Here is a 21,207-nt window from a genome sequence, read left to right as displayed (position 1 = left end):
GCACAGGCCGCCAAACGCGTTCAGCAGTCGTAGAGATAGGTGAAGACCAGCGTATCGGTCGTCCACTGACCCGTGGGCTGACAGTTGTGAAAAACCTGTCGATCACCGCTGACCTGCACGCGCAATTGGTTTGCCGCGACCGGCCCCTCTACATGGTACTCGCTGGGGCTACCGGGACAAGCGCTGGAGAATACGCGCGCCGTACCCGAATACCAGTTGCCATTCTTGACCCCGTTGAACAACAAGGTGCCGGGACGCACGCCCGCCGGCCATTGCCAGTTGTGCGGCGTTGTCTCGTAGCTGATCCAACGGCTGTTGCCTTGCGCCTGTAAACGCATCACCGATCCGTTGTGATCCCAGCAGGAATCGGCGGCGGCCTGACTGGCAATCAGACTGGCAAGAATCAATGTCAAAAATCGTTTCATTGGTGTTCCTTTAGCTTTTGGTAGAATGACCTGACCTCATCTTCCGCCTGCGATAAGTGACCTGTCAAACATTTTTGAACGACGCGCCCCGCCGCCAGTTTGCCGAATTTGTCCCGCCGCCGACGAACCCATGCCGCTAGTGAGCGTCGCAGTTGCAAGCATAGGGTGAACAGCAGTGTTTCATGTCGTTCGCAGGGGTCGTTGTCGTTCTCGAACTGACCCGGACTACCGGTGTGGGCGCCTTTTGCGCCGACTATGCCGCCCAGGGGTCGTGTACAGACTCTGAGCTTGGTGGGTTCAATGCCACCAGGTCCAACTCGCTGGAACACGCAACCTATCAGGGTGTGCGTTGGCCTGAGGTCCGCGTCTCGGTCAAAACGGACCACAACGGAGCCCGGCCGCATCGTTTGGGCGTCTTCGAGGCACGGCTCGACGAGGTTGACTGATGATCACGGCCCGCGCGCCGGACCTCCACATCGAACGCTTCTGTCAGACCAACGACCTCAGCGGTATTCGCCCTCAGTCAGTGACATCTGACAACGAAATGCCGCGGGCGCTTCACGCCAAGTTCGCACTGACTTTGACAGAGTAGGCGGTGCTGACGCGAGCACGGGCCTGTACAAGTCACGGTCACACTTGATCTTGTCTCGATATTGCGGCGACATGCGGCGATTCCCCGCTGATTAGGCCGCTCGCCCCCCTTCCGCATCAACCGGCGCAGGCCTATAAGAGCGTTGGCCCGGACTGGAAGAGTCGCGGGCCAATGAGGCAATGGGGCAATAATAAAATGTTTGGCATGGATAAACTCCTTGGCCTGTTCTCGTCGGACATGGCCATCGACCTTGGGACCGCGAACACACTGGTCTACGTCAAGGGCAAGGGAATTGTTTTGTCTGAGCCGTCCGTCGTCGCCTACCATATCAAGGACGGGGTCAAGAAGGTGTTGGCCGTCGGTGAGGATGCAAAGCTGATGCTTGGCAGGACGCCCGGCAGCATTGAGGCGATCCGCCCGATGCGCGAAGGCGTGATCGCGGATTTCGACACCGCCGAGGCGATGATCAAAGAATTCATCCGCAAGGTTCACCGCCGCTCGACCTTTTCCAAACCGAAAATCATCGTCTGCGTTCCGCATGGTGCGACTCCGGTCGAAAAACGCGCAATCCGACAGTCGGTTCTGTCAGCGGGTGCGCGGAAGGCCGGTCTGATCGCCGAACCCATCGCGGCGGCCATTGGTGCGGGGATGCCGATCACCGACCCGACCGGCAACATGGTCGTCGACATCGGTGGTGGTACGACCGAGGTCGCCGTGCTGTCACTGGGTGACATCGTTTACGCGCGGTCTGTGCGTGTCGGCGGTGACCGCATGGATGAGGCAATCATCAACTACCTGCGTCGTCAGCAAAACCTGCTGGTGGGCGAATCCACCGCCGAACGGATCAAGACGTCGATCGGCACGGCACGGATGCCCGACGACGGGCGCGGTTCTTCGATGCAGATCCGCGGACGCGACCTGCTGAACGGTGTGCCCAAGGAAACAGAGATCAGCCAAGCCCAAGTGGCCGAGGCGCTGTCCGAACCGGTGCAGGCGATCTGCGAGGCGGTGATGACCGCGCTGGAGGCGACCCCGCCGGATCTGGCTGCCGACATTGTTGACCGGGGCGTGATGCTGACCGGCGGCGGCGCGCTGTTGGGCGATCTGGATCTGGCGCTGCGCGAACAGACCGGACTGGCGGTTTCCATCGCGGACGAGTCGCTCAATTGTGTGGCTCTGGGCACGGGCAAGGCTCTGGAATACGAAAAGCAACTCCGCCACGCGATCGACTACGATAGCTAAGAATGCCGCGGGCCAAGGCGATTTCTCGGCGAGAGATCGTTCCCCCCAACTCCCGCTGTATTTGATCCAAGGCATTCTGTAACATCCGCCAACCCCGATGCGAGAGACCCTTGGCCAGCGACCGCAACGCACAAGACGATTTCACCGGCCCGCTCAAGCGGTTGCTGCTGGTCGTTCTAGCGCTGTCTCTGGCGGGCATCTTTCTGCTCTGGCGGATCGACAGCCCGCGCGTCGAACGATTTCGTGCGCAGGTCGTGGATGCGGTGGTGCCGCGCATGGACTGGGCGATGGCGCCGGTCACCGCCTCTGTCCGGCTTGTGCGCGATTTCCAGAGCTATCAGCGCCTCTACGAACAGAATGAGGAACTGCGCCGCGAGCTGCGCAAGATGACCGCCTGGAAAGAGGCGGCCTTGCAGCTGGAGCAAGAAAACGCCCGCCTGCGCGATCTGAACAACGTGCGGCTGGACCCGCGCCTGACCTTCATTACCGCCGTGGTACTGGCGGACAGCGGGTCGCCCTTTCGGCAATCTGTGTTGATCAACGTGGGCTCCCGCGATGGAATCGTCGACGGCTGGGCCACGATGGACGGCATCGGCCTTGTCGGGCGCGTGTCCGGCGTAGGGGCCAATACCAGCCGCGTGATCCTGCTGACCGATGCCACCAGCCGCATTCCGGCAGAAATCCAACCCTCGGGCCAGCGCGCGCTGATCGCCGGAGACAACACATCCGCCCCACCCATCGACTTTCTGGAAAACCCTGACCTTGTCCGCCCCGGCGACCGCATCGTGACCACTGGCGACGGTGAGGTGTTTCCACCCGGCCTGCTGATCGGGCAAGTGGCCGAAGATCCCGGTGGGCGTTTGCGCGTGCGTTTGGCCGCAGACTACGAACGGCTGGAGTTTCTGCGCGTCTTGCGGGATCACGGCACGCGACGAGTCGATTCGCCCTCGTCGCTGATTCTGCCCGAGGAATTGCCGGATGCCGGCGTCCCGCCCACAGCAGCACCTGACGTGGTTTCGGGGGACGGCGGAGATGGCTGAAAACAGCCCCGCGCGGCTCTGGAGCATGCGGGCGACCTATTTCGGCCTCGCGTTTGTAGTCTTTTTCTTTCACCTGTTGCCGCTGCAGATCATGCCGTCGCGCGTCGCCGGGCCGGATATTCTGACGGTGCTCACCTTTGCATGGGCGCTGCGCAGGCCCAGCTATGTGCCGATGCTGTCAGTGGCGGTGGTCATGCTGCTGGCTGATTTTCTGTTCCATCGTCCGCCCGGCCTATGGGCGCTTCTTGTGCTTCTGGCCGCTGAATGGCTCAAGGTACGCGGTCGGCATGTCCGCGAGAATACCTTTGTCGCTGAGTGGATCACCGCCGCCACGGCGCTATTTGTTGTAACCGTGATATACCGCGTCATTCTGGCGGTCTTGATCGTGACGCCAGGAATGCTTTCTCTATGGGTGATGCAATATGGTATGACGGTTGCGGTCTATCCGCTGGTCGCCGCGATCAGCTATCTGGCCTTGGGTGTGCGCCGAAGCACCCCCGGAGAATATGATCACACAGGACGCCCGCTATGAGACGCACGTCACGCGAAACCCAGGAAAGTGCCCGCCGCATCACCCGGCGCGGGCTGATCCTTGGCGGCGGCCAACTGGTCTTTGCCGGGGTTCTGGCGCTGCGGATGCGCCACATGCAGGTCGATCAGGCGGATGAATTTCGCCTGCTGGCCGAAGAAAACCGCATCAATATCCGGCTGATCCCACCCGCGCGGGGCCGCATCTTTGACCGCGAAGGTCGGGTGATCGCCGAAAACGAACAGACCTACCGCATCACCCTGACGCGTGAGGACGCAGGCGATGTAGGCACGGTCATCCAGCGGTTGGGCCAACTGGTGGAACTGGATGAGGGTGATCTCAACCGCGCGTTGGCAGAAATGGAACGCACGCCACCGTTCTTTCCAGTCACCGTGGCCGACCGCGTCACATGGGAGGACATCAGCCGCGTCGCCGTCAACGCCCCGGCCCTGCCGGGTGTGACGACAGAGGTTGGCCTTAGCCGTTTTTACCCCGGACGTGATCTCTATGCTCATGTGGCGGGCTATGTCGGTCCGGTCTCGGAGCGCGACCTGAGCCGCTATGAGGATCCGCCGCCGGTGCTGCGCATCCCGCGCTTTCAGATCGGCAAGGTCGGGGTCGAGGCGAATTATGAGCAAGAGCTGCGCGGCAGCGCCGGGGCCAAGCGGGTCGAGGTCAACGCCGTGGGCCGCGTTATGCGCGAACTTGACCGCCGCGAGGGTGTGGCAGGGGCCGATCTGCAACTGACGGTCGATACTGCATTGCAGGACTATGTGCAGGCGCGGCTGGGCCCCGACAGTGCCTCTGTTGTGGTGATGGATCTGGAACACGGCGATCTGCTGGCCATCGCCTCGTCACCCTCCTACGATCCCAACAAGTTCGTGCGCGGCATTTCCGTCAAGGACTACGGCGAATTGCGCGACAACGATCACCGCCCGCTGGCGTCCAAGACGGTGCAAGACGCCTATCCGCCCGGCTCGACCTTCAAGATGGTTACGGCACTTGCCGCGATGGACGCGGGACTGATGGCGCCGGACGATACCGTCTGGTGCCCCGGCCATCTTGAGGTCGGCGGGCGGAAGTTCCACTGCTGGAAACGTGTCGGCCACGGCCACATGAACCTAGAACAAAGCCTGCGCGAAAGCTGTGACGTCTATTACTACGATCTGGCGCTGAAGGTCGGGATCGAACGCATTGCCGCCATGGCCCGCAAGCTGGGCATGGGAGAGTCGCATGACATTCCCATGTCGGCGGTGACCAGCGGGCTGGTTCCGGACAAGGCATGGAAACTGCGCGAACGCGGTGCAGACTGGGTGATCGGCGATTCCGTAAACGCCTCCATCGGTCAGGGGTTTGTACTGGCTTCTCCGTTGCAACTCGCCGTCATGTCCGCACGGATTGCGACCGGACGGGCAATCACTCCGCGTCTGGTCAAGAGCGTAGACGGTGTCGAAGCGGCCCGGCCCGCTGCCGGCGATCTGGGCCTGAACCCCAACCACCTGCTGCAGGTACGCCGCGCCATGTTTGCCGTGTCGAACCACCGCCATGGCACTGCATATCGGTCGCGCATCGTAGCCGAAGGGCTACGCATGGCGGGCAAGACCGGCACCAGCCAGGTCCGCAATATCACCGCCGCTGAACGCGCGCGTGGCGTGACCTCAAACGACGATCTGCCTTGGGATCGGCGTGACCATGCGCTGTTTGTCAATTTTGCCCCCTTCGACAACCCGCGTATCGCCGTGTCGGTGGTGGTCGAACATGGCGGCGGCGGCAGCGCCGTCGCAGCACCCATCGCGCGCGACGTTACGTTGCAGGCGCTGTATGGCGAAGACCCGCCGCTAGAGGCCTATCCGACCGCCGACCGCCGCCGCGTCAAGGCGTTGCAGGAACGGCTTGCGCGCGAACGCGACGGACGCCGCGCAGGCGGGAGCGACAGCGCGTGACCTATCTTGAATACAACGTAAAAACGGTTCCGACCGGCTGGCGCAAGATCCTGCATCTGAACTGGCCGCTGGTAGTGTTGCTGGCTGCCGTGGCTGGTGTCGGTTTCCTGATGCTCTACTCAGTTGCGGGTGGCTCGTTCAGCCCGTGGGCAGAACCGCAGATCAAACGGTTCGGTTTGGGTCTCGCGCTCATGTTCATCGTTGCCATGGTGCCGATCTATTTCTGGCGCAACATGGCTTTGATCGCCTATGTCGGCTCACTCGGCCTTCTGGTCATGGTCGAATTCTTCGGCGCCGTGGGCATGGGCGCCCAGCGCTGGATCGACCTTGGTTTCATGCGACTGCAACCCTCCGAGGTGATGAAAATTGCGATGGTCATGCTGTTGGCCGCCTACTATGACCGACTACCGCTCAGCCGCACCTCCCGTCCTTTGTGGGTGCTGGTCCCCATCCTCATCATCCTGCTTCCCACCGGACTGGTGTTGACCCAGCCCGACCTTGGTACAGCGATCCTGCTGATGACGGCGGGCGGGTTGATGATGTTCCTCGCCGGGGTCCACTGGCTTTATTTCGCAACCGTGCTGGGCGCGGCCTGCGGCGGCATCTGGGCGGTGTTCAAATCGCGCGGCACCGAATGGCAATTGCTGGAAGACTACCAGTTCCGTCGCATCGACACCTTCCTTGATCCGTCATCCGACCCACTGGGCGCGGGTTATCACATCACGCAGGCCAAAATCGCCATGGGGTCCGGCGGTTGGACCGGGCGCGGCTTCATGCAGGGCACTCAAAGCCGTCTGAACTTTCTGCCAGAGAAACACACAGACTTTATTTTCAATACGTTGGCGGAGGAGTTCGGCTTTATCGGCGGTGTCTCCCTGCTGGCGCTCTATGTGCTGATCCTGCTGTTTTGTATCGTAGCAGCAATCCAGAACCGCGACCGTTTCTCATCGTTGTTGATCCTGGGGGTCGGGCTGACCTTTTTCCTGTACTTTGCGGTAAACATGTCGATGGTCATGGGGCTGGCCCCGGTTGTCGGTGTGCCCTTGCCGATGGTCAGCTACGGCGGCTCTGCGATGCTGGTGCTGATGCTGGCCTTTGGCATGGTGCAAAGCGCGCATATCCACCGGCCAAGGCAGACCTGACGGCTTTCCTTTCCACCCGCTCCTCCTTTAAGCAGTCGGACGACACAGCAAAGGAGCACAGCCATGCCCAACATCCTTTTCGCCGCCCGCTCCGAAAGCTGGGACGAATATGAAACGCCGCTGAACGCCGCGCTCGACGCGACCGGCCTGCCGTACACCTTGGGCACAGACATTGCCCCCGAACAGGTCGACTATATCGTCTATGCCCCAAACTCGGACGTGCAGGATTTCACTCCCTTCACGCGGCTGAAGGCGGTGCTGAATCTCTGGGCCGGGGTCGAAGATGTGGTGGGCAACAGCACGTTGACCGTACCGCTGGCCCGCATGGTCGACGAGGACGGTCTGACGCAGGGCATGGTGGAATGGGTGACGGGCCATACGCTGCGCCATCACCTGGGTATGGACGCACATATCGTGAACCCGGATCGGGCGTGGGACACGACCCCGCCACCGCTGTCTGCGGATCGCCCAGTCACGATACTTGGCCTTGGGACATTGGGACAGGCCTGCGCCCACGCGCTGACCGCTCTGGGATTTCCTGTCAGCGGGTGGAGCCGGTCCGCCAAGAACCTGCCCGGAATCACGACCTACGCCGGGGATGACGGCCTGCACGACGCTTTGCGCGATGCGCAGATTGTCATTCTGCTGCTGCCCGACACCGCCGCCACAGCCAACGTCATCAACGCCGGCACTCTGGCCGTGATGGCCCCCGGCGCGATGATCCTGAACCCCGGACGCGGCCCGCTGATTGACGATGACGCGCTGTTGGCCGCGCTGGACAGCGGCCAGATCAGCCATGCCACGCTGGATGTGTTCCGCACCGAACCGCTGCCCGATGATCACACCTATTGGACCCACCCAAAAGTCACGGTGACTCCGCACATCGCCTCCACCACGCGGCCAGAGACGGCCGCGCGTGTCATTGCCGACAATATCCGCCGTGCAGAGGACGGCACGCCACTGCAGCATGTCGTGGACCGCAACGCCGGGTACTGACGTGCGCGCTGTCCCGGGCTTGACCCGAGACTTTCCAGCAGCCACAAGCCAGAGGCCCCGGATCAGGTCCGGGGCGCGTGACCGCCCAGACTTCAGGATGCCCCATGCCCTTTGACCGCAACGTGAAAATCGCCCCGTCCATCCTCTCTGCCGATTTCGCCGACTTCGGGCGCGAGATCCAAGCGATCGAGGCGCAAGGCGCCGACTGGATCCATGTCGATGTGATGGACGGGCACTTCGTGCCAAACCTCACCTTCGGCCCACCTGCCGTCAAAGCGTTCCGCAAACACGTCAAGACGGTCATGGACGTGCATCTGATGATCGCACCCGTTGATCCCTACATCGACGCCTATGCCGAGGCGGGCACTGACATCCTCACCGCGCATGTCGAGGCCGGCCCCCACACCCATCGCACCCTGCAAGCGATCCGCGCCGCCGGGATGAAGGCAGGCGTGGCGCTGAACCCCGGCACACCAGCACAGGCGGTTGAACACCTGCTGGATCTGGCCGATCTTGTCTGCGTCATGACTGTGAACCCCGGCTTTGGCGGGCAGAAATTCATCGACATGACCGATAAGGTGCGCACCCTGCGCGCCATGATCGGCGACCGCCCGGTGCATATCGAGATCGACGGCGGCGTGACGCCTGAAACCGCGCCGCTGGTGGTCAACGCTGGTGCGGACGTGCTGGTGGCGGGATCTGCCGTGTTCAAGGGCGGCTCGGTCGACAACCCCACGCCCTACGGCGACAACATCCGCGCCATCCGCATGGCCGCGACCACGCTGACCGCATGAGCCTCACCATTGCCTTTGACCTCGACGGCACCCTGATCGACAGCGTGGGCCATATTCATCACGGCGTCTCACAGGCGCTTTCGGAAATGGGTCTGCCAACAGTCAGCCGCGCGGACACTCAGGGGTTTGTCGGACGCGGCCTGCCGATCCTGCTGCAACAGGTGCTGGACCACATCGGTGCGCCACAGGCACATCACGCCGAACTGTCCCGCCGCACCATGTTCCACTATGTCGGCACACCGTCCGATCCGGCCTCGGTCTATCCCGGCGCGCGTGACGCGCTGACGGACCTGAAGGCGCAGGGGTTCCGTCTGACTCTGTGTACCAACAAACCGATAGAGGCCAGCCGCGCGTGCCTGCGTGATACCGGGTTGGACAAGTTTTTTGATATTGTAATCGGCGGCGACAGCCTGCCGACCCGCAAGCCCGACCCAGAGATGCTGTTTGCCGCGCTCGACGGCGCAACGCAGGTTCTCTACGTCGGCGATAGCGAAACCGACGCGGAAACCGCGCAGCGCGGCCAGGTTCCGTTCCTGCTCTACACCGAAGGCTACCGCACGACCCCGGTCGAGGCGCTGCCTCACACCGCCCGGTTTTCGGATTTCGCGGACCTTCCCGGTCTGGTGCAAATTCATATGTAACGGTCCCCGGTGGGCCACCATTGACCTGCCGAGTCCGCACATCAATGTGTACGGAGTATGCACCGGTTATGCAGGCGTTTTGTTCCCAAATAATGCTTTCATTTCTGTGCATTAACCATGGCTCTCCCGAGATCACGACCGATACTTGAAAACGCCCGTTCCCTTGGCGATCACCTCACCCGTTTCATCGGCAATCTGACCTTCGGCAAAAAATGTGCTCTTGCCGCCGCCAGTCTTCCACCCCTCGCCCTTCAGCATCACGCCCCGGGGGCGCGACAGATACTGTACATTCAAGTTCAACGTCAGACACATCTGTCGCCGCGCCGCATCGCCTGTCCAGCACCCGGCATAGCCCATGACAGTGTCCAGCAAGGACGCATGCACCCCGCCATGCGGATTGCCGTGCCGGTTCATCAAGAACGGCTCCAACGGCACGTCAAACGCGGCATATCCCTCGCGCCAATCGGTCATCACCATCCCGATGTGGGCGGCAAAAGCATAGGGATCTTCGCGTAAAGCCTCATCCATAACGGTGCCGGGCCTCCAACCCAAGTTTCGCAAACAGCGGCACATAAGCACCTAATTTTAGTGCCTTTTCGGGGTTCGCCGCATTGCCGTCAAGGGCGCGTTTCTTGACCCCCTGCAGGATCGCCGCCATGCGAAAGAACGCAAAGGAGACATAGAATCCAAGACTGTCGATGCCGTCGATGCCGCGCCGCGCACAATAGTCGGCCACAAAATCCGCATCCGACGGCAAACCCAGCGCCGCACGGTCCACCCCCGACAGACCGCGCCCTTCGGCCCCCGGCGGCAGTTGCCACTGCATCAACACACCCGCAAGGTCGGCATAGGGATGCCCCAGCGTCGACAACTCCCAATCCAGCACTGCGACACAGGCGGACCCGTCAGCAGCGAAAAGCAAATTGTCGATCCGGTAGTCGCCATGCACCAACGTCCGCTGCCCGTCCTCTTCGGGCATCGCCTCGCCCAGCCATGACATCAGCGTTTCCATATCGCGCAACTCTTCTGTCTCCGACGCGCGATACTGTTTGGTCCAGCGCCCCAACTGGCGCGCGTGATAATTCCCCGGCGCGCCGAAATCCTCCAACCCGACAGCAGCCAGATCAACGTCATGGATCGCAGCCAGAACCCGGCTCATTTCGTCCACGATCGCCGCGCGGCCCTTTGCTGTCTCTCCCGGCAGCGAAGGGTCAACATGGTTACGGCCGTCGATGTGTTCCATGACATAGAACATCGACCCCAGCACGGTCTTGTCCTCACACAGTGCGAACACCTGAGGGACCGGCACGGATGTCCCGGCCAGCGCCCGTTGCACACGAAACTCCCGGTCCACCGCATGGGCGGATTTCAACAAGTCCCCAGCGGGCTTGCGGCGCAACACATAGGCCCCCGAGGGACTCTCCAGCTGGAAGGTCGGATTGGACTGGCCAACCACGAATTTCTCTGCCCTGACAGGCCCTTGAAACCCCGGCACATGGGCCGTCATCCATGCCGCCACACGCGCCAGCTCATCCGTGTTCATACCGCCCCCACGCTTCTTCTTGGCAAAAAAATTCCCATCTTGCGGCGGCAGATGTCAGATCCTTTCGTTGGCGTATTTGCGCAACTCGGCGCGCGCCACTTGACGGCGATGCACCGCATCCGGACCATCGGCAAACCGCAGTGTGCGGATGTGTGTCCACATGGATGCCAGATCATAGTCCTGACTGATGCCGCCCGCGCCATGCAACTGCATCGCCTCATCCACAACCTTACCCGCCATCAACGGGGCCACCACCTTGATCTTGGAAATCCATGGTTGCGCGGCCCGCACGCCTGCCGTGTCCATCATCCAGGCCGCCTTGAGGCACAACAGGCGCGCCATCTCAATCTCCATCCGTGCGTTGGCGATGATGTCATAATTGGCGCCCAGATCCGCGATCCGCTTGCCAAAGGCCTCACGCGACAACCCGCGCTTGCACATCATTTCCAACGCCTTTTCCGCCTGCCCGATGGCGCGCATGCAATGGTGGATGCGACCGGGCCCCAGCCGCCCTTGCGCGACCTCGAACCCGCGCGACTCTCCCAGCACGACATGAGTCGCGGGGATGCGCACATCGGTAAACCGCAGGTGCATATGCCCATGCGGCGCATCATCCTGGCCGAACACTTGCATGGGGCGCAGGATCTCAATCCCCGGCGTATCCGCATCCATCACAAACATCGTGTGGCGGGCGTGTTTCGCCGCCCCCGGATCGGTGCAGGCCATTACGATATACAGACCACAGCGCGGATCGCCCGCGCCGCTGATCCACCATTTCTCACCATTCAGGACATAGTCATTGCCGTCCCTTTTCGCTGCAAACGCCAGTTGCGCCGCATCGGATGAGGCCACGTCCGGCTCTGTCATTACATAGGCCGACCGGATCTCGCCCTCCAGCAGGCGAGTCAGCCAGCGCTCTTTCATCCAGTCGTCGCCGTAGCGTTCCAGCACCTCCATGTTGCCCGTATCCGGTGCATTGCAGTTGAACACCTCTGCAGCGATGCTGACTTTGCCCATCTCCTCAGCCAGATAGGCATATTCCACGGTGGTCAGCCCATACCCGCGGTCCGACCCGGTCAGCCAGAAATTCCACAACCCGCGCTCTTTCGCCAACGCCTTGAGCTCGTTCAGGATTTCCAACTGGCGCGGCACATGTTTGAACCGATCCCCCGAGGGATGTGTCCCCACCAGTGCGTGGAACTCTGCGTCCAATGGCGCGATGTCTTCGTCGATCATTCGGCGCACTTGCCCCACCAGCGGTTTCACCCGCTCCGTCATCCCAAGATCCATGATCCCTCCTTGATCGTCTCACGCCGCGCGCGCGCTTTTCGACGCGCGCGGGTGGGCGGGTGGGGCGTCGCGTCGAAAATCGCGCGGGCGGCGCCTCACCCCAAATACAGCCGTGTGATCCAGTTCGCGACAAGCGCCGGCCGCGCCGCGCCCTCTATCTCGACCTCCACGTCCCAATGCACATCCAGCCAGCCATCGCCCTCGTCCACGCTGGCCACGGCAAACCGCCCGCGCACCCGGAGCCCAACCCGCACGGGTGAGACAAAGCGGATGCGATCAAAACCGTAGTTCACGCTGGACAGGACGCCCGGGATACCCTCCATCACCTGATAGGACATCATCGACAGCATCGACAGCGTCAGGAAGCCATGCGCCACAGTCCCGCCAAACGCGGTCTTGGACGCGCGTTCCGGATCAAGGTGGATAAACTGCCAGTCCTCCGTCGCATCGGCAAATGCCTTGACGCGCGCCGAATCCAGCGTCACCCAGTCACTTTCACGCGGGGCAAGGTCGCGCAGATCGTCAGCCAGCATCGGGCAACACATAATCTGCGAACCGCTGCCGCAGTGTCAGTTTTGACACCTTGCCGGTGGCCGTCAATGGCAGATCCTCGACGAACTCCATTGCATCTGGCAATTGCCATTTCGCCAGATGCTCCAGCAGCATCTCATGTATCTCACTCAGCGTGGGCGGGTCGCCCGCGTCACGCGGCACAACAACCAGCAAGGGTCGCTCATCCCATTTCGGATGCGGCACGGCGATCACCGCGCAATTGGCCACCTTGGGATGGGCGATCGCGATGTTCTCCAGATCCAGCGAACTAATCCACTCGCCGCCCGACTTGATCAGATCCTTGGCCCGGTCCTGAATATACAAAAAACCATTCGGATCGATGCTGGCCACATCCCCGGTCCCGAACCAGCCATCGGCATCAAAAGCCCCGTTAGAGGCAGCCTCGTTGTTGAAATATCCTGAGATGACCGCATTGCCGCGCACATACAGCTCTCCTACAGCCTTGGCGTCATGGGGTTGCCTGACGCCATCCTCATCGGCAATCTTCAACTCAACCCCGAACAAACGCCGCCCTTGCTTGGACTTGGCCGTCATGCGCTCTTCGAACGGCAAGTCTTGCATCGGCGGCGACAGTTGTCCGTGTGTGCCCACAGGACTCATTTCCGTCATGCCCCAAGCGTGGCAGACATCCACCCCGTGGTTTTCAAAAAACGCGATCATCGCGCGCGGCGCGGCAGACCCGCCGATTACCAGTTGATCAAGAGCGGATGGTACGGAATCGCGCGCCTCAACCTCGGCGCGCAGGCCCAGCCAGACGGTGGGAACGCCCCACGCAGCAGTGACCTGCTCATTTTCCATCAGGTCAAACACGGACGCGCCGTCTAGCTTGCCGCCCGGCATGATCAAAGATGCGCCGACCAATGGCGCGGCATAGGGTAGCCCCCATGAATTGACGTGGAACATGGGCACCACAGGCAAGATTCGTGCGCCCTCATGCAGACTGCGCGGTACAGTGACTGACAAAAAAAGTGCATGCAGAACGGTGGACCGATGCGAATAAAGCGCGCCCTTGGGATGCCCCGTGGTGCCAGAAGTATAGCACAGCGCCGCCGCCGCGTCCTCGGCTACCAAGGGCCAGTCGAACGTCTCGTCCTGACCGGCCAGAACCTCCTCGTAGCACAGCCAATCCAGTTTACCCTCTGGCAAATGCTCCCGGTCCGTCATGGCCACCAAAATTAGCCCGTCAGGCAGGTGTTCCGACAATGCCTCGACCAGCGGCACAAAGGTCAGGTCGACACACAGCACCTTATCCTCGGCGTGCTGGATGATATAAACCATCTGCTCGGCGGACAGGCGCGGGTTGATCGTGTGACAGACCGCTCCCATGCCAGAGATGGCGTAATACAGTTCAAAATGGCGGTAGCCGTTCCAGGCCAGCGTCGCCACCCGGTCCCCCTGCCCCACACCTAGCCCGGACAGCCCGTGCGCCAGTTGCGCAGTGCGGCTATAGGCCTGCCGATATGTCTCACGGTGGATGTCGCCTTCGGTCCGCACCGAGACGATCTCTGCCCCCGGATGCGCCTGCGCCGCGTAATCAAGAATCTCAATGATCCTCAGCGGCATATGCATCATCATGCCTTGCATCCAACCCTCCCTTGCCGATACTTCACGTCCCGCTAGACTGTGCGAGAGCGCGCCCCGCGTGCAACCGTTTTTCCCAAATAGTGACGCAAGGATTCCCCATGACCAGCCAGATGCAGCGCATTGCCCTTGCCCGACGGCCCTCGGGCCATCCGGTCGCCGAAGATTTTGCGCTCAAGACCGACCCAATGCCCGCCCCCGCGCAAGGTGAGGTGTTGATCGAGGTCACGCACCTGTCGCTTGACCCCTACATGCGCGGCCGCATGGATGACGTGAAAAGCTATGCTCCTGCTGTCCAGATCGACGGCACAATGACCGGTCAGGGCGTTGGCCGCGTTGTTACGGCCCCGGGCACCGATTTCACGTCCGGCGACTTGGTCACCGGAATGACCGGCTGGGCGAGCCATGCCGTATTGCCTGCGGCAGAGGTGCGACGGCTGGACGACGCCCTGCCCCCGTCAACCGCCCTTGGCGTGCTGGGGATGCCGGGGTTCACAGCGTGGACCGGCCTGCGCGAATACGGTCGCCCCAAGGCGGGCGAAACGCTGGTCGTGGCGGCGGCCACCGGTCCGGTAGGATCGCTGGTTGGTCAACTGGCCAAGGCGGCGGGCCTTCGCACCGTGGCCATCGCGGGCGGGGCCGAAAAGTGCCGCCTTGCTGTTGAGAGCTTCGGTTTTGACTCCGCCATCGACCACCGCGCCTTTGACGACGCCTCCAGCCTGCGCAAGGCAATCGCCGCCGAGACCCCGGGCGGCGTCGACATCTACTGGGAAAACGTCGGCGGCAAAGTATTGGAGGCGGTGCTTCCGCTTATGAACGTGCACGGACGCATCCCGATCTGCGGCGCGATTTCATGGTATGGCGGGACCGAGGATTGCGCCGACCGCCTGCCAGCAGTCTGGCGATCCATTCTGGTCAAGCGGTTGTCCGTCAACGGCTTCATCATCTTTGATCACTGGGGAAACTTTCCGACTTTCCTGCAAGAGGTCAGCCCCAAGGTCGCGGCGGGCGAACTGTCGTTCCTTGAGGATATCGCCGAGGGGTTGGAAAACGCACCGGCCGCTTTCATGGCCATGCTGAAAGGCGGGAACACGGGCAAGCAGATCGTCAAAGTCGCGAACTGATTGCGCGGTTTTCAGGCCCCGATCACCAAAGGGGCCGTCAACCGCTTGAGGGTCGAGATCACGCTAAGCGGCGTGATCCGGCCCGTCCGTGGGTTGTCCTCGGACGGAATTCCCTCGATCTTCATGGTCATATTGGCGCTGTGGGACATGACCGTGATGCTATGCGTGTTTCGATCCACGGTCGGGTCGGCCCAGACCTCAACCCGCGTGCGTTCAGTGCCGATCCCGGCAAGCCCAAGTGCCACGGCGACATTTGTGTTTGCCGGAAATCCATTGATCGCGTCCTGCGCCGATCCGGCGAAACACTGAACCGGGTCGGTCAGGCCGTCCAGATCCAGTCCCAACTTTTCAATCGCCGGGGCGCCTCTCAGGCTGGCAGGCGGTTTGCGGGTGATGATCGTCACACTGTCGATCCTGCCCTGCGCGGCGGCCTGCACCGCATCAAGGCCCAACAATGCGCCCGATGGCACTAGGATTCGCCCCCCTGTTCGGGCCGCGATCTCCTTGAGGTGCGGCGCGTCAAGCAGCCCCCCAACGCTGGCCACCACAACGACTTTTCCAGCCTCAAGCGTCGGACGAGCCACCTGATCCAGAAGATGCGCCGGACAGCATTCGACGACCACATCGGCGGTCGTGGCCAGTGCGTCCAGTGAATACACATCGTAACTGCGCCGGAATTGAGCGGACATATGGGCCTTGGCTTTGGTTACATCGCGCGCTGAGATAGCAACAAGTTCCAGCCCGTCGATGCCCTGATCCAGTGCCGCCGCCACCGCCTTGCCAATGGCGCCAAATCCGCCGACAGCCACCTTGAGAATACGTTTGGTCATTTTGCCTTATTCCCTACGGCGCGCCCATCAGATGGCGGACCCGTCCACCTCAGCCTCTAACGCCAGTGGCGCAGGTGCGCCCGCCAGATCATCCACCCGCAGCGGCCCTGATGGCCGCGCCAGCCGGTTGCGCACCACCCACAAAAGTCGCGACTGCGCCCGAGTGATCGCCACATAAGCCAGCCGTTTCCACAAAGGTTGTCCCGCCTCGTTCCGACCGGCCCGCGCAGCGGCAAACAGATCGGGCGCAAAAACCTGCACCGCCTCCCATTGGCTGCCTTGCGCCTTGTGGATTGTCACCGCTGCCCCGTGCAAAAAGGTCGCCCCCATTCGCGCCGCATAGGGCAGGAACGGTTCTTCCTCATCGGGCATCTCGATCTTGACGATAGACGCCGCAGAGACTTGTGGTTCCATCGCGCCGACCACATGCAGACGCGAAAACCCCGGCTTTTTCCCCGGGCCCAGATAGATAACCTGCGCGCCTTTGATCAGGCCACGCGCCTCAAGATCCAGCCGTTTCTTGCGGTGCTTCAGCGGCAGTTCCAGACCGTCACAGATCAGCGGTTCACCGGGCAACAGGCTATCGGCAGGGGCTTCATGCACCCTTCGAAAGGCATTGATCAACCGAATGCGCGTGGCATTGCGCCAGACCAGCACAGGCGAGCGCGCCATCAGATCGACCTCGACGCGATTGGCAAAGACAACCCGGTCGTCACGCCGCGACGCATCTTCGACCATGTGCTCAAAATCTTCAAACCCCAGTGCGGGGTCAGCCAGCGCATGGGCCAGATCAAGGATCGGGTTGTCCGCCGCCTGTCGGTGGACGCGGCTCAGCTCACGTTTCTGGCTGTTTTTCAGGCCGTCAAACACCATCTTTCCCGATTGGTTGACGGGCGCCAACTGCGCTGGATCGCCAAACAGCACAAGGTTGGGAAAGATCTCTTGCAGGTCTTCGAACTGGCGTTCGTCCAGCATTGAGGATTCGTCGACAAAACCGATGTCCAACGGTTCTTCGCGCCGCTTCCAGCCGGTGATGAAGTCACTCCCCCTCAAACCGGCGGCCGCCAATGCTGCGGGAACGGATTTGTGCTGTGCATAAACCGCCTGCGCTCGTTCCAGAGCCACGTCGGTCAGCCCCTCAATCTCTGGCCGCTCGTCCTCATTGCCCATGAGCCACTCGGCAATCTTTTCATATTCCGGATCATAGACGGGTGTGTAGATGATCCGGTGAATGGTGGTGGCAGGCACCCCCCGCATCCGCAATACGCTGGCCGCTTTGTTGGTGGGCGCCAGCACGGCAAGGGTACGCTTTTCGCGTGACCGCCTGCTTTCATAATCGCCAGAGACCGTCTCGACCCCGACCGCCTCCAACGCCTTGACCAACTCAGCCAGCAACAGCGTCTTGCCGCTGCCCGCCTTGCCCATCAAGGCCATCACTCGCGCGCGTCCCTCCTGTGCCGGGAGGCACAACCCTTCGTCCAGATCAACGCCAGCCTCACGCAAAAGCTGTGTGACGCTGTCATAGGCAGCGGCCTGGTCGTCGGAAAATACGAGGGAGGGCAAGGTCATATCGGACAATAACGCGCCCGGCGAGGGGCCACCAGAACCCTTTGCGGCTTCTTTTTGGCTCACATACTCTTTTCTGCCGCTGACGGCCCTGCTGCCTTGGCTGGAAATGGAAAACGCGCGCAGGGATCACCCTACGCGCGTTTTTGAAGCATCGGTTGGAATTACCTTTGTCCGAAGTTCCTCAGGCCGCTTCCCGTTCCTTTGGCACAACGATGTCGCCAAAGGAGCGCGCGAACCACCGTTTGGACATTTCCGGCGTGATGCCCGCACTTTTCGACACTTGTGCTTGTGCTGCTTTGGTAAACTCCCACAGTCCGACGCTGATCTGTTCGCGACCTTCCCCTTGTTGTCCCAACACCTCTGGTGAAGAGCCAATACGACGATAGATCCGCACCATCCGCGCATCAAAGACGCCGACATAGTGCTCTACACCAAATTCCTGCATGACCTCGCCACCGGCCAGCATCAGTGCCGCCGCCACACCGGGGGTCGCACCGCGGGCCAAACAAAATCGGGTGCACTCCCAGATCAACGGAGACTGGATACGCACGCCGTCTGTCAGGTGAATGAAATGATCGTTTATCATGGTGCGACCCACTGTGGGCAGCAGACGCATGGATCCGCCATGTGTGCCATCGGCGTTTTCCCAGATGACATACAGAGGGTTCTCATCATCGTATTCGTCACGCTCAAGACCGCTTTCGTCGACGGACACTTCCCAGCCAAGACGCGTCTTGAACTGGTCGGCGCGGTCGCGGAACATCGCCTCTGCGAGCTTCGGGAACTTGTGCAGGTCAGTGCCGTAGATGTAGCGGATCATTTTCGTTTTCCCCTCGGAATGTAAATTCGATGAGGAGAGATTGCCGGCAGAGTGGTTAACGAGATTCAACCTGAGCGCGCGCTGACCAAACACATGCTTTACCAAAGCGCGCGTTCAGACCACGATGACGCCCCGGCTCAGGGCCCGCGCGACCGCATGAGTGGTGTTCAGAGCACCCAGTTTGTGCCGGGCGCTTTCGACATAAACTCGCAAGGTGTGCTCGGAAATCGAAAGAGTATCAGCGGCTTGTGCCCTGCTGTAGCCAACTGCAAGTAGTGTCATGGCTTCGATCTCACGCGGGGACAAGGACTGCGAGGCCTCTGGCGTGCGACCGGGTTCGAATTCAAGCGCTTTCTGGTTGAAGTAGTGCGCGATCAGGATCAGATCGCGCCGGTTGGTTAAGGTAAAATCCTCCCATTCGGTGTCATTGCAGTTGTGCGAAAGTGTAAACAGCGCGAATTGACCGTTGGGTCCACGAAGAGGAATTGAAAAACCCTGGTTCCCAATGCCATAGGCGATTGCATCCTGCATGAGCGCGCGTGCAGCCTTGCTTGACCAATCCAGCCGCTTCCAATCCACGGGGTGGAACCGCTGATAGCAACCCACCACCACTGGGTCGACACGCAAATAGCCCTTTTCGACATAGCGGTTGACCCACTCCAGGTCATAGGTGCCACATCCGTACTGTTCGCCATTGCTGTTGACCCAGTGATAAACAATGTGGTCGACCCCATAGCTGTCTCGCAATTCCTCAATCAGGATTTGCAGATCCTCGAGTCCCTCAGCGGATTCGAGCCGCTCTATCAGTCCGTCCAGTCGCAGTGCGTTTCCCGACAAAAAGCCCAATGCCATTACCCTCGGCCTGGGACGCAATCTCTGCCTGTGCGACGAAGGATGCATCATCCAACTGCGCGGCCAGTGACTGCATGCCATTGGCCCGAGCGAATGATTTCAGGTCAGTGAGAACGTCCAAAATCCAGTCATGTCCCATGATCAGCCTCGTGTATAGATGGTTAACGCTTCATTAAAACAACCATAGCACGCACTCGAACTTGCCGATATTCGCGGAATCTTCCTCCCCAGAAATAGCGAGGGGGCGTTTCGCCAAGTATTTGAAACCGTTCAGGCCGGGCCTCAAACGCAAAACGCCCGCGATGCCAGGGGCGATTCGCGGGCGTCAGAGAGCCGAAGATTGGCGGCCAAAGGTTACTTGCGGGCGGCCAATGCATCCTCAAGGGTGCGCAGCCCGGTCTTGGGGGCCTGCACCAGAACCGACATGTTGCCGGGCTTGTGCTCATTGCGCAGCATCTTCATGTGGGCGTCGGGGATTTCTGCCCACGGAAAAACCTCGGACATGCAGGGATCAAGGCGGCGCTCGATCATCAGGCGGTTGGCTGATGCGGCTTGCTTGAGGTTGGCAAAGTGCGAACCCTGCAGGCGCTTTTGGTGCATCCACATGTAGCGCACGTCAAACGTGCAGTTGAACCCGGACGTGCCAGCACAGATCACGACGATGCCGCCCTTCTTGACCACCAGCGTGGAGACCGGGAAGGTCGCCTCACCCGGGTGTTCGAACACCATGTCAACGCTCACACCTTTGCCAGTGATATCCCAGATTGCCTTGCCGAACTTGCGCGCCTCTTTCAGCCACGCATTGTATTCGGGCGAGTTCACGATGGGCAACTGGCCCCAACAATCGAAATCCTTGCGGTTGATTACGCCCTTGGCGCCTTGCGCCATCACGAACTCACGCTTGCTTTCATCCGAAATCACGCCGATCGCATTTGCACCCGCCGTGTTCGCCAGCTGAATCGCGTAAGAGCCCAGTCCGCCCGAGGCGCCCCAGACCAAAACGTTCTGGCCCGGCTTCAGTTCATGAGGATGGTGACCGAAAAGCATCCGGTACGCGGTGGCCAAAGTCAGCGTGTAGCAGGCGCTTTCCTCCCAGGTCAGATGCTTGGGACGCGGCATCAACTGCTGGGCCTGCACCTTGGTGAACTGTGAAAACGACCCATCGCCAGTCTCATAGCCCCAGATCCGCTGGGTGGGGGAAAACATCGGGTCGCCGCCGTTGCATTCCTCATCGTCGCCATCGTCCTGATTACAATGGATGACAACCTCATCACCGACCTTCCAGGTCTTGACCTTGTCGCCCACCTTCCAGACGATACCCGCCGCGTCTGACCCTGCGATGTGGTAGTCCTGACCATGCACATCAAAGGGTGAGATCGGCTGACCCAGACCAGCCCAGACGCCATTATAGTTGACGCCTGCCGCCATCACCAGAACCAGCACCTCGTGGCTGTCAATGTCCCAGACATCGACCACCTCCTGCTGAAAGCTCTGATCCGGCTCGCCATGACGATCACGACGGATCGCCCAAGCGTACATCTTTTTAGGGACGTAGCCCATCGGGGGCATTTCACCGACTTCGTAGAGGTCTTTTTCCGGCGCATCATATTGAGCGATGTTCGTTTGCGTATCCAGAGCCATATCGGTCTCCTGTAGGCCAGAGTGGACGGGTTGACCGGTT

At 61.2% G+C, this 21,207-nt stretch carries 21 protein-coding genes; 10 read left to right on the top strand and 11 right to left on the bottom strand.

What is annotated here, in order from left to right:
- Positions 1-20: 20 nt before the first annotated feature.
- Positions 21-425 (bottom strand): hypothetical protein, encoded by a 405-nt coding sequence (locus tag ANTHELSMS3_RS10670; RefSeq protein ID WP_094034853.1) that lies wholly within the window; start codon positions 423-425, stop codon positions 21-23.
- 182 nt (positions 426-607) lie between these two features.
- Between ANTHELSMS3_RS10670 and ANTHELSMS3_RS10665 the strand changes: the two genes are divergently transcribed.
- The 9 genes from ANTHELSMS3_RS10665 to ANTHELSMS3_RS10625 all read left to right on the top strand — a co-directional run bounded on the left by ANTHELSMS3_RS10665 (position 608) and on the right by ANTHELSMS3_RS10625 (position 9,344).
- Positions 608-871 carry a hypothetical protein gene (locus tag ANTHELSMS3_RS10665; protein WP_094034852.1) on the top strand — a complete coding sequence of 88 codons (264 nt, stop codon included), beginning with the start codon at positions 608-610 and terminating at the stop codon, positions 869-871.
- A 341-nt stretch (positions 872-1,212) separates the two neighbouring features.
- The gene (locus ANTHELSMS3_RS10660; RefSeq protein ID WP_089277421.1) at positions 1,213-2,259 is read left to right on the top strand and encodes a rod shape-determining protein; all 1,047 of its coding nucleotides are present in this window, start codon (positions 1,213-1,215) and stop codon (positions 2,257-2,259) included.
- 110 nt (positions 2,260-2,369) lie between these two features.
- Positions 2,370-3,299, top strand: a complete 930-nt coding sequence (mreC, locus tag ANTHELSMS3_RS10655; RefSeq protein WP_094034851.1) for a rod shape-determining protein MreC — start codon at positions 2,370-2,372, stop codon at positions 3,297-3,299.
- On the top strand, positions 3,292-3,831 hold the full coding sequence (locus ANTHELSMS3_RS10650; protein WP_094034850.1) for a rod shape-determining protein MreD: 540 nt from the start codon (positions 3,292-3,294) through the stop codon (positions 3,829-3,831). Before mreC ends, ANTHELSMS3_RS10650 begins: the two co-directional genes overlap by 8 nt.
- Complete coding sequence (gene mrdA / locus ANTHELSMS3_RS10645; protein ID WP_094034849.1) at positions 3,828-5,771, top strand: penicillin-binding protein 2; 1,944 nt, start codon at positions 3,828-3,830, stop codon at positions 5,769-5,771. The genes ANTHELSMS3_RS10650 and mrdA overlap by 4 nt, the downstream gene beginning before the upstream one ends.
- Positions 5,768-6,913: a rod shape-determining protein RodA gene (gene rodA / locus ANTHELSMS3_RS10640; protein WP_094034848.1), complete on the top strand. Its 1,146-nt coding sequence runs from the start codon at positions 5,768-5,770 to the stop codon at positions 6,911-6,913. Before mrdA ends, rodA begins: the two co-directional genes overlap by 4 nt.
- 63 nt (positions 6,914-6,976) lie before the next feature.
- The gene (locus tag ANTHELSMS3_RS10635) at positions 6,977-7,909 is read left to right on the top strand and encodes a 2-hydroxyacid dehydrogenase (protein ID WP_094034847.1); all 933 of its coding nucleotides are present in this window, start codon (positions 6,977-6,979) and stop codon (positions 7,907-7,909) included.
- A 104-nt stretch (positions 7,910-8,013) separates the two neighbouring features.
- Positions 8,014-8,703 carry a ribulose-phosphate 3-epimerase gene (gene rpe, locus ANTHELSMS3_RS10630; protein ID WP_094034846.1) on the top strand — a complete coding sequence of 230 codons (690 nt, stop codon included), beginning with the start codon at positions 8,014-8,016 and terminating at the stop codon, positions 8,701-8,703.
- Positions 8,700-9,344, top strand: a complete 645-nt coding sequence (locus ANTHELSMS3_RS10625; protein WP_094034845.1) for an HAD-IA family hydrolase — start codon at positions 8,700-8,702, stop codon at positions 9,342-9,344. The genes rpe and ANTHELSMS3_RS10625 overlap by 4 nt, the downstream gene beginning before the upstream one ends.
- A gap of 132 nt (positions 9,345-9,476) precedes the next feature.
- Here the strand turns inward: ANTHELSMS3_RS10625 and ANTHELSMS3_RS10620 are convergent, their stop codons facing one another.
- From ANTHELSMS3_RS10620 to ANTHELSMS3_RS10600, 5 genes are all read right to left on the bottom strand, one after another.
- Positions 9,477-9,872 (bottom strand): PaaI family thioesterase, encoded by a 396-nt coding sequence (locus ANTHELSMS3_RS10620; RefSeq protein WP_094034844.1) that lies wholly within the window; start codon positions 9,870-9,872, stop codon positions 9,477-9,479.
- The gene (locus tag ANTHELSMS3_RS10615; protein WP_094034843.1) at positions 9,865-10,887 is read right to left on the bottom strand and encodes a phosphotransferase family protein; all 1,023 of its coding nucleotides are present in this window, start codon (positions 10,885-10,887) and stop codon (positions 9,865-9,867) included. The genes ANTHELSMS3_RS10620 and ANTHELSMS3_RS10615 overlap by 8 nt, the downstream gene beginning before the upstream one ends.
- Before the next feature lie 54 nt (positions 10,888-10,941).
- A complete protein-coding gene (locus tag ANTHELSMS3_RS10610; protein WP_094034842.1) occupies positions 10,942-12,177 on the bottom strand; it encodes an acyl-CoA dehydrogenase family protein in 1,236 nt (411 codons plus the stop codon).
- Between the two features lie 95 nt (positions 12,178-12,272).
- The gene (locus tag ANTHELSMS3_RS10605; RefSeq protein WP_094034841.1) at positions 12,273-12,710 is read right to left on the bottom strand and encodes a MaoC family dehydratase; all 438 of its coding nucleotides are present in this window, start codon (positions 12,708-12,710) and stop codon (positions 12,273-12,275) included.
- Complete coding sequence (locus ANTHELSMS3_RS10600) at positions 12,700-14,334, bottom strand: long-chain-fatty-acid--CoA ligase (RefSeq protein WP_094034840.1); 1,635 nt, start codon at positions 14,332-14,334, stop codon at positions 12,700-12,702. Before ANTHELSMS3_RS10600 ends, ANTHELSMS3_RS10605 begins: the two co-directional genes overlap by 11 nt.
- A gap of 98 nt (positions 14,335-14,432) precedes the next feature.
- On the opposite strand from ANTHELSMS3_RS10600, the gene ANTHELSMS3_RS10595 reads away from it, so the two are divergent.
- On the top strand, positions 14,433-15,455 hold the full coding sequence (locus ANTHELSMS3_RS10595; RefSeq protein WP_094034839.1) for an NADP-dependent oxidoreductase: 1,023 nt from the start codon (positions 14,433-14,435) through the stop codon (positions 15,453-15,455).
- An 11-nt stretch (positions 15,456-15,466) separates the two neighbouring features.
- Here the strand turns inward: ANTHELSMS3_RS10595 and ANTHELSMS3_RS10590 are convergent, their stop codons facing one another.
- The 5 genes from ANTHELSMS3_RS10590 to ccrA all read right to left on the bottom strand — a co-directional run bounded on the left by ANTHELSMS3_RS10590 (position 15,467) and on the right by ccrA (position 21,167).
- Positions 15,467-16,285: an aspartate dehydrogenase gene (locus ANTHELSMS3_RS10590; RefSeq protein ID WP_094034838.1), complete on the bottom strand. Its 819-nt coding sequence runs from the start codon at positions 16,283-16,285 to the stop codon at positions 15,467-15,469.
- Positions 16,286-16,312: 27 nt separating this feature from the next.
- Entirely contained in the window at positions 16,313-17,854 is a 1,542-nt protein-coding gene (locus ANTHELSMS3_RS10585; RefSeq protein ID WP_094034837.1) for an ATP-dependent DNA helicase, read from the bottom strand.
- A gap of 181 nt (positions 17,855-18,035) precedes the next feature.
- The gene (locus ANTHELSMS3_RS10580) at positions 18,036-18,674 is read right to left on the bottom strand and encodes an acyl-homoserine-lactone synthase (RefSeq protein ID WP_094034836.1); all 639 of its coding nucleotides are present in this window, start codon (positions 18,672-18,674) and stop codon (positions 18,036-18,038) included.
- Positions 18,675-18,788: 114 nt separating this feature from the next.
- Positions 18,789-19,526, bottom strand: a complete 738-nt coding sequence (locus ANTHELSMS3_RS10575) for a helix-turn-helix transcriptional regulator (RefSeq protein WP_094034835.1) — start codon at positions 19,524-19,526, stop codon at positions 18,789-18,791.
- Positions 19,527-19,880: 354 nt separating this feature from the next.
- Positions 19,881-21,167, bottom strand: coding sequence for a crotonyl-CoA carboxylase/reductase (ccrA, locus tag ANTHELSMS3_RS10565; RefSeq protein ID WP_094037053.1), 1,287 nt, complete (start codon positions 21,165-21,167; stop codon positions 19,881-19,883).
- Positions 21,168-21,207: the final 40 nt, after the last annotated feature.

The organism is Antarctobacter heliothermus, assembly GCF_002237555.1.
GTDB classification, from domain to species: domain Bacteria; phylum Pseudomonadota; class Alphaproteobacteria; order Rhodobacterales; family Rhodobacteraceae; genus Antarctobacter; species Antarctobacter heliothermus_B.
The sequence above is the reverse complement of the archived record's forward strand: the minus strand, read 5'-3'. Positions and strand labels throughout refer to the sequence as shown.